12 protein-coding genes are annotated in these 12611 nt (G+C 55.2%); 2 read left to right on the top strand and 10 right to left on the bottom strand.

The window, feature by feature from the left end; translation table 11 throughout:
- From ACETPC_RS22435 to bolA, 4 genes are all read right to left on the bottom strand, one after another.
- Window positions 1–77 (bottom strand): ClpX C4-type zinc finger protein (locus ACETPC_RS22435; protein WP_231278969.1); only part of this gene is annotated, 77 nt, incomplete at its 3' end.
- An 88-nt stretch (window positions 78–165) separates the two neighbouring features.
- Complete coding sequence (gene clpP, locus ACETPC_RS22440) at window positions 166–789, bottom strand: ATP-dependent Clp endopeptidase proteolytic subunit ClpP (RefSeq protein ID WP_380184680.1); 624 nt, start codon at window positions 787–789, stop codon at window positions 166–168.
- A 327-nt stretch (window positions 790–1116) separates the two neighbouring features.
- The gene (gene tig, locus ACETPC_RS22445; RefSeq protein ID WP_380184681.1) at window positions 1117–2421 is read right to left on the bottom strand and encodes a trigger factor; all 1305 of its coding nucleotides are present in this window, start codon (window positions 2419–2421) and stop codon (window positions 1117–1119) included.
- 319 nt (window positions 2422–2740) lie between these two features.
- Complete coding sequence (gene bolA / locus ACETPC_RS22450; RefSeq protein ID WP_380184682.1) at window positions 2741–3055, bottom strand: transcriptional regulator BolA; 315 nt, start codon at window positions 3053–3055, stop codon at window positions 2741–2743.
- A gap of 286 nt (window positions 3056–3341) precedes the next feature.
- Between bolA and ACETPC_RS22455 the strand changes: the two genes are divergently transcribed.
- Together ACETPC_RS22455 and ampG are read left to right on the top strand one after the other, a co-directional pair.
- On the top strand, window positions 3342–3920 hold the full coding sequence (locus tag ACETPC_RS22455) for a lipoprotein (protein WP_380184683.1): 579 nt from the start codon (window positions 3342–3344) through the stop codon (window positions 3918–3920).
- Between the two features lie 45 nt (window positions 3921–3965).
- Window positions 3966–5441: a muropeptide MFS transporter AmpG gene (gene ampG / locus ACETPC_RS22460; RefSeq protein WP_380184684.1), complete on the top strand. Its 1476-nt coding sequence runs from the start codon at window positions 3966–3968 to the stop codon at window positions 5439–5441.
- A 2-nt stretch (window positions 5442–5443) separates the two neighbouring features.
- On the opposite strand, the gene ACETPC_RS22465 is transcribed toward ampG, so the two are convergent.
- The 6 genes from ACETPC_RS22465 to ACETPC_RS22490 form a co-directional block, all read right to left on the bottom strand.
- Window positions 5444–7390, bottom strand: a complete 1947-nt coding sequence (locus ACETPC_RS22465; RefSeq protein WP_380184685.1) for a TonB-dependent receptor plug domain-containing protein — start codon at window positions 7388–7390, stop codon at window positions 5444–5446.
- Window positions 7391–7451: 61 nt separating this feature from the next.
- The gene (gene modD, locus ACETPC_RS22470; protein ID WP_380184686.1) at window positions 7452–8300 is read right to left on the bottom strand and encodes a ModD protein; all 849 of its coding nucleotides are present in this window, start codon (window positions 8298–8300) and stop codon (window positions 7452–7454) included.
- Window positions 8297–9094: a class I SAM-dependent methyltransferase gene (locus ACETPC_RS22475; RefSeq protein WP_380184687.1), complete on the bottom strand. Its 798-nt coding sequence runs from the start codon at window positions 9092–9094 to the stop codon at window positions 8297–8299. Before ACETPC_RS22475 ends, modD begins: the two co-directional genes overlap by 4 nt.
- A complete protein-coding gene (locus tag ACETPC_RS22480; RefSeq protein ID WP_380184688.1) occupies window positions 9088–9867 on the bottom strand; it encodes an ABC transporter ATP-binding protein in 780 nt (259 codons plus the stop codon). Before ACETPC_RS22480 ends, ACETPC_RS22475 begins: the two co-directional genes overlap by 7 nt.
- Window positions 9864–10844, bottom strand: a complete 981-nt coding sequence (locus ACETPC_RS22485; RefSeq protein WP_380184689.1) for a FecCD family ABC transporter permease — start codon at window positions 10842–10844, stop codon at window positions 9864–9866. The genes ACETPC_RS22480 and ACETPC_RS22485 overlap by 4 nt, the downstream gene beginning before the upstream one ends.
- On the bottom strand, window positions 10841–11881 hold the full coding sequence (locus ACETPC_RS22490) for an ABC transporter substrate-binding protein (protein ID WP_380184690.1): 1041 nt from the start codon (window positions 11879–11881) through the stop codon (window positions 10841–10843). Before ACETPC_RS22490 ends, ACETPC_RS22485 begins: the two co-directional genes overlap by 4 nt.
- Window positions 11882–12611 lie beyond the last annotated feature (730 nt).

A 12611-nucleotide genomic window follows, 5' to 3' on the forward strand; every position in this document is an offset into this window, starting at 1 on the left:
CGGACTTCATGCTGGCTCTTGCCGCAAAAAGAGCAGTACAGCAGCTTTCCTGAACCGTCTTTGCGCTTATCTGTCATTAATTAGCCCCTCTTCTTTAACGCTAACGGCCCGGGCCGTCAGTCTGCCTTGATGACGGCAGCAATCTCTTTTACTAACCAGCGTCGCTTAGCCGCGCTGGTTCAAAATGGCGTCGACCAGACCGTATTCCACCGCTTCGTTGGCGGAAAGGAAACGATCGCGCTGGGTATCGCGTTCGATGGTTTCTTCGCTCTGACCGGTATGCTTAGCCATAAGTTCATTCATCATGCGCTTGGTCTTGATGATTTCACGCGCGTGGATATCGATATCCGACGCCTGGCCCTGGAAGCCGCCCAGCGGCTGGTGGATCATCACGCGCGAATGCGGCAGGCAGTAGCGTTTGCCTTTCGCGCCCGCCGTCAGCAGGAAAGAGCCCATGGAGCAGGCCTGGCCCATACAAATGGTGCTGACGTCAGGTTTAATAAACTGCATAGTGTCATAAATAGACATGCCTGCGGTAATCACGCCGCCAGGAGAGTTGATATAGAGGTGGATATCTTTTTCCGGGTTTTCTGCTTCCAGAAACAGCATCTGCGCGACGATCAGGTTCGCCATATGATCCTCGACCTGGCCGGTCAGGAAAATAATGCGCTCTTTGAGCAGGCGGGAAAAGATGTCGTAAGAACGCTCTCCGCGAGAAGTTTGTTCAACCACCATCGGCACCAGAGCCATATGAGGTGCTGTTTGTTCACGTTCGCCACTGTATGACATTACCGTCTCCTGGATAAATTTCATTTGGCAACACTACCAATTCTACTTGAGAGCGTTCCGGAACACTATGTCCCCCGCTTTGTTCCCCGAAAGCTATCGGGAACGCTAAAGCTTTTTCGTAACATTCCTATCTGGGGATGCAGCCCCGCTAATTCAAGCATAACAACGTTTTTGGGCCGCTGCTAACCAGGAAAAGTAGCATAGTCGATATTTTGCCGCTTTAATGAGCGAATAAAGCCTGGAATAGTGAGCTTTGCAGCGGATAAAAGAAAAAAGCCCGCGGTCATTACAACCGCGGGCTTTTATTTATCCAGTATTATCAGATAATCAGGCCGTTTGGGTCTGGTTCATCAGTTCCTGGAAGTTAGTTTCTTTTTCGGTCACTTTGGCTTTTTCCAGCACGGCTTCTACCGCCTGCTCTTCCAGCGCAACGTTACGCATGTTGTTCATCAGCTCGTTGTTCTTGCTGTAGAACTCGATCACTTCTGAAGGATCTTCGTAAGCGGACGCCATCTCTTCGATCAGGGTCTTCACGCGATCTTCGTCTGCTTTCAGCTCGTGGCTACGGATCACTTCGCCCAGCAGCAGGCCAACCAGTACGCGACGCTTCGCCTGCTCTTCGAACAGTTCGCGAGGCAGCTCCAGAGCCTGCTTCTCGTTACCGCCGAAGCGCTGTGCAGCCTGACGCTTCAGCACGTCGATTTCGCTGTCGATCAGCGCGGCAGGCACGTCGATTTCGTTAGCGCTGACCAGGCCGTCGATAGCCTGAGTCTTAACACGGTTACGCACGGCGCCTTTCAGCTCGCGCTCCATGTTTTTACGCACTTCGGTGCGCAGGCCCGCTACGGAGCCATCTTCCACGCCGAAACGCTTGATGAACTCTTCGGTGAATTCCGGCAGCTCGCGCTCTTCTACTTTCTTCAGCACGATCTCAAACTTCGCTGCTTTCCCTTTCAGGTTTTCAGCGTGGTAGTCTTCCGGGAAGTTCACGTCGATAGTGAAGGTTTCGCCCGCTTTGTGGCCTTTGATGCCGTCTTCAAAGCCTGGGATCATACGGCCCTGGCCCATTGCCAGCACGAAGTCGGACGCTTTGCCGCCTTCGAACTCTTCGCCGTCTACGGAGCCGGAGAAGTCGATGGTCACGCGATCTTCAGCTTCCGCTGCGCGATCGGACTCTTTCCAGGTCGCCTGCTGCTTGCGCAGGGTATCCAGCATGGCGTCGACGTCTTCGTCGGTCACGGAAACCACTGGTTTTTCAACCTCGATTGCTTCCAGGCCTTTCAGCTCGACTTCCGGATAGACTTCAAACTCTACGGAGTAGGTGAAATCTTCGCCGGTTTTGTACTCGCCCGGCACGTAGTTCGGTGCGCCAGCCGGGTTGATTTTTTCTTTGATGATCGCATCAACAAAGTTGCGCTGCATCAGATCGCCCAGCACGTCCTGGCGAACAGAAGCGCCATAACGCTGCGCGACTACGGTCATCGGCACTTTTCCTTTACGGAAACCGTCGATGCGCACTTTTTTCGCTACGCTGACCAGCTCATTTTTCACCGCGTTTTCGATCACATCTTTAGCAACGGTAATCGTAACGCGACGGCCCAGGCCCTGAGTTGTTTCTACTGAAACTTGCATCTTATTACCTCAAAAAATCACGTGCTCGGTCAACTTCAGACTCGCTCTGCCGCTAAGGCAAAGTAAGACTAAGAACCGGGACGGCCTCTGATGTCAGAACCGCTTTCCCTGTTGTCAGAAGCGTCCCGAAGACATTCGGAAAAATAGACGCAGCATTATAGCGGCAACGGCAAAGCGAGTCGAGGCTACAACGCGACGCCATTTTGTTAAGGTTCACGCTTTTTACTTGTGAAAGGGATAAAAGAAGAGGTAAACGCGGTTTTTTCGACCGGAAACAATAAAGCGGCCCGCAGGCCGCTTTAGATTTTCGGATATTGCCTCAGGCCAGCGTACCGGCGCCGCGACAGTTTGGCGAGGCCGGCACCGTATCCTGTAACCCGGCCCACTCTTTTTCGGTATAGGTATGCAATGCCAGAGCATGAACGCTTCCCGCCAGCTCGTCGGCCAGCACGCCATAAATGGCGCGATGACGCATTAAGAACCGCTGATTAAGAAAGCTGTCGCTGGCGATAACCACTTTAAAATGACTCTCTGCGCCTGCCGGAACATTGTGACGGTAACTCTCGTCGTGAACCTCCAGGTGCACCGGTGCAAATGCCGTTCTTAACTTTTCTTCTATTTGTTCGCGTATCATAACAACACTCCTCTGCCGCCTGAGCTGCGCCCCATCCCTTTCAATATTAGCCGGATTTCGCCGCCTGCCGATTCGTTGGCGGAAAAATATCTGGCGTTCAGGGGCGCTACTGTGCATTTTCCTGCTGTCGACCGCAACCCTCCGCGCACGGAAAGCGCGTGCGGCAACCTTAACCGAAGGGTAAAGCGATGAATTTGCGCGTCGCCGGGGCTTCCTCTTGCTTCAGGCGATGTTATGATGGCCCCGGTTTTAACAGGACTGCACCCATAAAATCGAGAACATAAACATGCTAAAAAAATTGTTTTTCCCCCTGCTGGCCGTGTTTATGCTGGCTGGCTGCGCCACCAGCAGCACCACGCTGAACGTTTCGCCAGAAATTAAACTGCCGCAGCAGGATCCGAGCCTGATGGGTATTACCGTCAGCATCAACGGTGCCGACCAGCGCAGCGATAAAGCGCTGGCCAAGGTCAACCGCGACGGCCAGCTGGTAACGCTGACCCCTTCCCGCGATTTGCGTTTCCTGCTGCAGGAAGTGCTCGAGAAGCAAATGGGCGCGCGCGGCTATATGATTGGCCCGAACGGCGCGGTCGATCTGCAAATCGTGGTAAATAACCTTTATGCTGACGTAACGCAGGGCAACGTGCGCTACAGCATCACCACTAAGGCAGATATTTCGATCATCGCTACCGCTAAAAACGGCAGCAAGCAGGTGAAAAACTACCGTCAGACCTACAGTGTGGAAGGCGCGTTCAACGCCACTAACGATAAGATCACCAAAGCGGTTAACTCCACGCTGGGCGATGTTATCGACGATATGGCTCAGGACACCAGCATCCACGAGTTCATCAAGCAAAACGCCCGTTAATATAGCCTTGCCCGCCGCTCAGGCGGGCACTGTTTTAAGGTTCGTATGCCCAGTCACTATCTGCAAATTTTCACCCGGCGCAACGCCGCCCTTCTGCTTCTGCTCGGCTTCTCTTCCGGTCTGCCGCTGGCGCTGACTTCCGGCACCCTACAGGCCTGGATGGCCGTGGAAAACGTCGATATCAAGACCATCGGCTTCTTTTCGCTGGTAGGCCAGGCATACGTTTTTAAGTTTCTCTGGTCGCCGCTGATGGATCGCTATACGCCGCCTTTTTTGGGGCGTCGTCGCGGCTGGCTGCTGCTGACCCAGCTGCTGCTGATTGTTGCTATCGCGCTGATGGGCTTTATGCAGCCTTCCCGCGATCTGACGCTGCTCGCCTCGCTGGCGGTACTGGTAGCTTTCTGTTCCGCCTCGCAGGATATTGTTTTCGATGCCTGGAAAACGGATATTTTGCCCGCCGAAGAGCGCGGCAGCGGCGCGGCGATCAGCGTTTTCGGCTATCGGCTGGCGATGCTGGTTTCCGGCGGGCTGGCGCTCTGGCTGGCCGACCGTTATCTTGGCTGGCAGGCTATCTGGTGGCTGATGGCCGCGATGATGGTGCCGGGCGTTATCGCCACGCTGCTGGCAAAAGAGCCGGACGACGCGATAGTGCGGCCGCACTCGCTGGAAGAAGCGGTGCTCGCGCCGCTGCGGGATTTTTTTACCCGCAACAATGCCTGGCTAATCCTGTCGCTCATCGTTCTTTATAAGCTTGGCGATGCCTTTGCCGCCAGCCTGACCACTATCTTTTTGATTCGCGGCGTGGGCTTTGACGCTGGCGATGTCGGTTTGGTGAATAAAACGCTTGGCCTGTTCGCTACTATTGTCGGCGCACTTTACGGTGGCATGCTGATGCAGCGCCTGAGCCTGTACCGCGCGCTGATGCTGTTCGGCATTTTGCAGGCTTGTTCTAACCTGGCCTACTGGCTGCTGTCAGTAACCGATAAGCATTTATACAGCATGGCTGCTGCGGTATTTGTAGAAAACCTTTGTGGCGGCATGGGGACGGCTGCTTTCGTAGCGCTGCTGATGACACTGTGCAATAAGTCCTTTTCCGCCACGCAATTCGCTCTGCTTTCCGCTCTTTCTGCCGTTGGTCGCGTTTACGTAGGGCCGGTGGCGGGCTGGTTTGTTGCAAGCTGGGGCTGGCCAGCGTTTTACGCTTTTTCCGTGGCGGCTGCGCTACCCGGCCTGGTTCTTTTGGCTGGCTGCAGGCGCACACTGGATCGGGCTGAGAAAACGCGCGAATTCACGCCGCGCGTTAGCTGGCCGCAGGCTTATCGCTGGGCCAGCCGTTTGCTGCTGGTGGGATGCGGGCTGGCAGGTATCGGGCTGCTGCTGCTGGCGCTGGATGCCCTGGGATTGATGCACGTTAATCATCTGACCGGGGCGTTGTTTACTGGCGCGGCGCTGCTGGGCCTGGCTGGCGTAACCTTCGGTTCGCTGCTGGATTATCTGGCGCTGCGCCGCCTGCCGGATTAAGGTCAGAAAACGTATTCCACGCCAGCCCAGTACTGACGCCCTGACTCGGGATAGCCCTCGGTCAGGGCGTATTTTTTATCAAACAGGTTAGTGACCGCCGTGTTAAAGCTCAGGCCATAGCCGGGGCTGTACACCAGCCGTAAATGGGTAAGCGCAAAGCCCGCGGCCTGCCGCTCTCCGGCGCTGTCGCTGTAGCTGTAAGAACGCGCCTCTTCAGAAAGGCTTACCCGCCAGCCTTGCCACGGCATCAGGTTAAGCCAGCCGGTAAAGGTTTGGCCTGGTAGACCGATAATTTTGCCCGTCTCTTTAACGCTGTTGGCAATCAGGCTGTAGTTAACGCCCAGTTCGGCATAATCGCCGATTTTTCCCCTCAGCCCTATATCCAGTCCCCGGTAATCCACGCGGCCACTGTTGCGATTCTGCAAAGTCTGCGCATCTATGGTTTTAGAAAGGATGGCATCACTGACCCGATGGTAATAGAGGCTGGCCTCGGTGCGCCAGCCAGCGGTGATTTCACGATCCCAGCTCAAATCCACGCCGCGCGCACGCTCTGGTTTAAGATGAGGATTGACTAATGAGGTTTGCGAGTAAGCAGGACGCGTCGTGGTATAACGCTCTTTTAGCGTGGGAAACCGGCTGCGATCGTAAAGAGAAAACGACAGGGTATCGCCCGGCGCCGGATAGTATTTCGTCAGCACCTGCCAGTTAAAAGCGCGCTGGGTATTATTGTCATAATGGATCAGACCGTCACTGTTGTCGTGCCGGTAACCTTCCACGCTATCCCGCCAGTCATAGCTTATGCCCGCTACTATATCCAGCGAATCGCTTATCGCGCGCTGGTATTCCGTAGCCAGCGACCATGTTCTGTCTTCATAGCGCTCCCTTGCCTCGTTTTTACCGCTTTTCTGCCGGTGGACATCTTTTTTCCAGTGGGCGGCGAAAGCCAGGCTGTCGCTTTCACGCAGATCGAGAGAGAGCTGAAGACCCCCGCCGTCGCTGTAATCATCGTAGTGGCTGTAGGTGCCCTGCTTTTTACTTAGCGCCGCCGCTGAGTTATACATCAGCAGCGTGTTAGTAAATACGTCATGATAAAGACGACTTTTTAGCGTCAGCTTATCGGCAATATGGGTATTGCCCTGGTAATAGAGACTTTCTTTATTATATTGCGGCCACTGCCAGTAGCGCGGGGTTTGCGAATCCGTGCCCGCATAAGGCGGACTCTGCTTTTCGCCATCCTGTTTGCTCCAGCTAAAAACATATTGATCGTCACCGGGCGTCCAGCCTAGCCTGATTGCGCCTTTTTTATCATCCGCCGCCGAATTGCTGCGCCTGCCGTTTTCGCCAGCCGCCAGGGCTGCGCCATGCGGCAGAGCGATAAAGTCTCTCTTTAGCTGGCTGGCGCTCAACTGTAAAAATCCGTTGTCATTTTTAATGCCAAAAGCGGCATTGCTTTCCCTGATGTTACGGTGGCTGCGGCTCCAGCCCTGGCGATAGCCGATTTTTCCCTCAAGCGGTTTTTTCGGCGGCGCGCTGGTGATATTGATGGCGCCGCCCATTTGGTTTGGCCCCTGCAGCAGCGAGGTATAGCCTTTTGATACCTCCAGCGCACCTACGCCAAAGGTCAGAAAGCGGCTTAAATCCAGATTGCCGTCATAAGGCACATAGATGGGCACACCGTCGTAATAAACCGGTACCTGGCGGCTGTCAAAGCCCCGGACGCGCACCTGTAATTCATTTCTGGCGCCTGATTTATCCAGCGTCACGCCGCCAATGGCTGACAGTGCCTCGGCAACATCGTGCTTTTCAAGGTCGTTAAGTGTTTCGGAGGAGATAATATCGCGGCTGGCGGCTGCAGGAGTGGCCCAGACAGTGATAGTACTGTCGTCTGCCCGTGCCATAGTGATAATCAACGGCATCGCCAGCAACAGCCTGAGTGAGTTTCTTTTCATGATCTTTCCTTAGATCGCGATGGGGAAGACTGCCGTCACGCCCGTGACGGTAAGATTCAGTTCATTGCACAGGCTCCATCATTACGCCGATATCGGCTGGAGAAGCCGCATAAGGCGCTGAAGTAATCATTAATCCGACGCCGGTTTGCGCAAAAGTTTCCAGCGTCTGTAAGGTTATGCCGCCCGCCAGCGCCAGACGGCAGCGCGGTGCAAGGCTGATGGCAGCCTGCTGTACCGCTGCAATATCGGCGACGGAAAACTTATCAAGCTGGAGAATATCGGGCCGCGCGGCCAGAGCGGCCAGCGCTTCTTCTTTATTATCGGCTTCGACAACAATTGCCTTTTCCGGCGCCTGCTGCCTCAGGCTGGCGACCATGGTCGACCAGTCCTGTGGATTAGCGTGAAAACGGCGATGATTGGCGAACAGCAGCACGGTTTCAGCCAGGCCGCTGCGATGGACAATGCCGCCGCCCGCTACCAGCGCCTGCTGGGCAAGGGTTCTGCTGCCGGGGAAAGTTTTACGGCTCCCCGCGATTTGCCCTTCCGGAACATAGCGGCGCAGCAGTTGCGTCATGCGCCAGGCATAATGGGCGATGCCGCAGCTCCACTCCAGCAGGTTTTGCGCCGCTTTCCAGCCCTGGTGTAACGCTTCCGCCGGGCCGACCGCGCTTAGCAGGCAGTGGCCAGCTTTTACTACTTCACCTTCCGCTACGGCACCTTCTACCTGTAACCCCAGCCGTTGCAATAATCGCTGTGCACAGGCTGCACCGCTGACGCAGCCGCCAGCGCGATGAATAAACTGCATGCGCCCATGGCGAAAACCTATGTCCAGCGCACGGGTGGTCAGGTCGCCGCCCTGGATATCTTCCAGCAGCCACCGATCGAGCTGAGCATCGGAAATAAAATTCATCGGCCCGTCTCCGGCTGGCAATCCCAGTAAACCAGCGCCCATTTTTTTCCGGCCGCAGGCGCTTTTCTCTGTTGGCAATACTCGGCCAGCCGCTGCTGCTCGCTCGCATTCAGTTCGCCAGTAGCGCGGCTGACGGCCTGCAAAGCGTCCTCAAAAGTCTGTGCTTTTTGGCACCGATCGTCTTCAATAAAGTCAACGCGGGCGTGGATGCCCATTTGATAAAGGATATTGACCGCATAGATATAGTTCGGCAGCTGTTCTACGGGCCGATCGATAGCCCGTAGCAGCTCTGGATCGACAAAAGTGCCGCTGACAGTATGCGTGGTATAGACGCGCAGACGAGCCTGACGATTAAGCTTAGCCAGCGCCTGCCGCAAATCACCCACCAGCGTGGAGCGGGATGCCACGGCAATATCGCAAACCGGCAGATCTTCCCAGCTATCTTCCCAGGCGCGAGGCAGCCAGACAGCGTTATCCACGCCTTGTGCGGCGGCTCTTTGTGCAGCAACCTCCAGCATTCCCGTGCTGTAATCCAGGCCATATACTTTATCGAGTCGATCGGCCACCGCCAGGCATACTGTTCCCGGCCCGCAGCCTATATCCAGCAGCGTGGATGCGCCTGTTAAATCCATATGCGAAAGCAGCTCGCGCAAATAGCGGCTAGCGGAGCGACCGCAGCTTTCCGCCATCTTGCTGGCGCGGCGATCCCAGTGCTGCGGACTTTTCTCCGTTCTTTTCGCCTGCCGTAACTGCTCTTTATAAAGCAACGCAAAATCGATACCGTCAATCAACATGCTATTTTCTCCTGGCGTTCAGGGTTAAGGTTTAGCCAGCGCGTGATTTCCTGCGGGCTGACCCGATAAAGTTCCGCCAGCGAGTCGCTGGTCAGCATCTTTTGCGGCGTCCCCTGGCGTATCTTGCCCTGCGGCGTAATAAAGATAACGCGATCCGCAATAGCCCAGGCATGAAGCGGATGATGCGTAGCCATCAATAACGTCATTCCCTTGTTTTTCAGCTCGCGCACTTTTTCCAGTAGCGCGATCTGATGCCCGAAATCCAGGCTGGCCGCTGGCTCATCCAGCAGCATCAGCGCCGGTTGCTGCACCAGCGCGCGGGCAAGCAGCACCAGCTGGCGTTCGCCGCCGCTAAGCGTGGGATAGCTGCGCGCCGCCAGCTTGCCCATGCCCAGCATATTCAGCGCTTCCTGCGCCCGCTCGCGCTGTGCCCTTCCCGGAGCAGCAAAAAGGCCCAGCTCCGCGCTGCTGCCCATCATCACCATATCCAGTACGCTGTAAGCGAAAGGTGTAGCATGCTGCTGCGGCACCCAGGCAATAAGCTTTGCTCTTTCTCTTACAGACCAGCGCCCCAGCGTTTTTCCCGCCAGATCGATGTCGCCCGCTAAAGGCGACAGCACGCCCGCAATAGTGCGTAGCAAAGTACTTTTACCGCAGCCGTTGCCGCCCAGCAGGCAATAGATGGTGCCCTGTTCCAGAGAGAGACTGGCTTCCCGCACCACTTTATTGTTGGCGTAGCCCAACGAAACCTGCCTGAGGTTGAGAAAACTCATCGTCTGGCTCCCTGTAACAGCAGTGCGATAAAAAAAGGCGCGCCGATAAAAGCAGTGAGGATCCCTAACGGCACCTCAGTTTTATTTATGCTGCGCGCCAGGGTGTCGGTGCAAAGTAAAAAAAGGCCACCGTAAAATAGCGAAGCGGGTAGCAGGCGGCGATGGTCAGCACCCGCCAGCAAACGGCTGATATGAGGTATCACCAGCCCTACCCACCCGATAATCCCCGCAACGGCAACGGCGCTGGCGGTGATTAGCGTCGCGCTCAGGATGCAAACCGCCCGTAGCTGCCTGACGTTGACACCCATAATTTGCGCCTCTTCATCCGGCAGGCTCAGCAGATTTAGCCGCCAGCGTAACAGCAGCAAAGGCAGCAGCCCCAGAACAATACCCACGCTGGCGCTGATAAGATCTTCCGGCGTAATGCCGGACAAACCGCCAAGTAACCAAAAGGTAATGCCAGGCAACTGCGTATAAGGATCGGCAAGAGTTTTGATCAACGAGATGGCCGCGCCGCTCAGCGTTCCCCAGGCGATACCCGTCAGCACCAGCGAAAGTACCGGGTCATGCGATCGAGCGAAGCGCGCCGTCAGGTTTACCAGCGCCACCACCAGCAGACCGCCGCTAAATGCCATCATCTGGACGAAAAACATGGGCAGATCCAGCCAGATAGCCAGACAGGCACCCAGGCCAGCGCCGGCGGAAACGCCAAGGATATCCGGCGAGACCAGAGGGTTGCGGAACATGCCCTGGTAAGCGGCGCCTGCACCCGACAAACCTGCGCCAATCAATAGCGCTGCCAGAATACGCGGCAAACGTATTTGCCAAAAAACAATGCCTGGTTGTGGATCGGGCAAGTTGCTGGCCGAAGAAAACAGTAGCGTTATGATTTGCGACAGCGTCAGCGGATAGGCGCCGATAGTTAGCGAAGCGGCCAGCGCGCCCAGGCAAAAAAGCAGGCAGCAGATGATTTTCATGCCGGGCTCATCAGGCGCCGCCACTGGGCTGCATCCGGTTCGCTGTGGTAAAACAGGCGGAAAAACTGCGCCAGATCCTGCTGCAAAGTTTTCGCTACTTCCGCGTCGAAACGTGCCTGCAGCATTCTCAGGCCCGCCAGCCGGTTAACGCCCGGCGGCCCGTCCAGCCAGCCGAAAGGCCGCTGCGGAAACAGCAGTACCTGGTTCTGCGCCACCGCTTTAATGCCGCGCCAGATGGGATCGGTGGTAATATGCCGCCAGGACTGAACATCCTGAGTGATAATCACCTCTGGCTGCCAGGCAAGCAGCTGCTCCAGCGAAACCTGCACCAAATGCGCCTGCCCTGGCTGCACCGCCACATTTTGCATCCCCAATAGCTCAGCGGCTTCCGTATGCAGCGAACCCTGCAAGCCGGTTTGCAGGCCGTTGATGCCACGGGCGGAATAAAAGCGCAGCCTTACCGGGTGGCTGGCGGCGAATGAGAATGCCTCATGCAGGATGCGTTCAGCCAGCTCCACCAGTGGTTTAGCGCGTTCTGCTACGCCTAAAAGAGTGCCGAGCTGCTGCAACTGCCGGACAGAATGCTTCAGGCGGCCATCCACCAGTACCCAGGGAATGCCGGTGCGTGTCACTATCCGCTGCGCCAGCGAGCGATAAGTCTCTCCTGTCATGCCGCAGTCAATAATCAGATCGGGCTTCAGCCGTAGCAGTTTCTCCAGCGAAAGCGGGTTTCCCATCCCGGCAAGCCGCCCCGTTTCAGGTAGCTGGCGCAGCTTTTCAGGCATAAACTCATTGCCGGGTCGGGAAAAGCTATAGAAAGAGAGGCCCAGCAGCTTTTCGGGGGCCAGCGCCAGCAGCAGCGGATCGCCAGGCGCGCCTGCACTCAATATTTTATGGATGGAGGAAGAAGGCGGAATCTTTCCATATAAAAAAAGTCCGCGGTCGGCCTCTTCTGCAGAGAAGGCGGAATGAGGTAAAGCTGCACAGATCGCGGTAGCGGCAAGGCCGACTACCGTACGACGCCGGTTGATATCCATATCAACTCCATCTACCGTTATATAAATGAATATACAGAGAACATAGCACGAGAATTGTCAAGCCAACGATAATAACAAAGCGAAATAGTGTGATAAGACTCACACAAGTGAGCCAACGTCCTGACAAATACCGTGCGAAACAGCCCTGACCTAAGGCAAACTGCCGTTTGCGCCATGTTATCTCTTTGCTGGTAAAATCAGCGTTTTACATTAGCGAAACTGTTATAAGCGTCTCAGGTTCGGCATAGCGGCCTCTCGTAGCAGAAAATACGCTAACAGCAACGTAACAAACAGGCTTTTTTTACGCGGAAATAAACGGCAATAGCGCAGGAATTTTCATCAATTTTTAACAATTCTGCCGCCGCGTTAATTTGCCTTTATCCGTTATTTCCTAAAGATTCTCACCTTTACATTTACAATTAAACGCCAAATAAAAACCGCTGCGAAACTATCTTTGTTTATTTGACATAGATCAAATGCTACAACTATGTTAAATAATTGAGTACCAATCTCGCTGTTTATAGCGTCCATGATTTCTGAAGGGGCTTTTCCATCGGTTTTTGTTATATTGCCTCCAAAGCCTTGCTGTTATTCATATTTTGTCACCCCTCGCAACATCTGTGACAGTGTTTGCAAAAGGTGTCAACACCGCGCTGACACAAGCTGTTGCTGGTTTACAGTACTGAAACGTTCCCGTAAAATGCCGCCACACTTAAACGACAATAGAGCC

The organism is Pantoea sp. sgz302252, assembly GCF_042610525.1.
Taxonomy (GTDB): domain Bacteria; phylum Pseudomonadota; class Gammaproteobacteria; order Enterobacterales; family Enterobacteriaceae; genus Erwinia.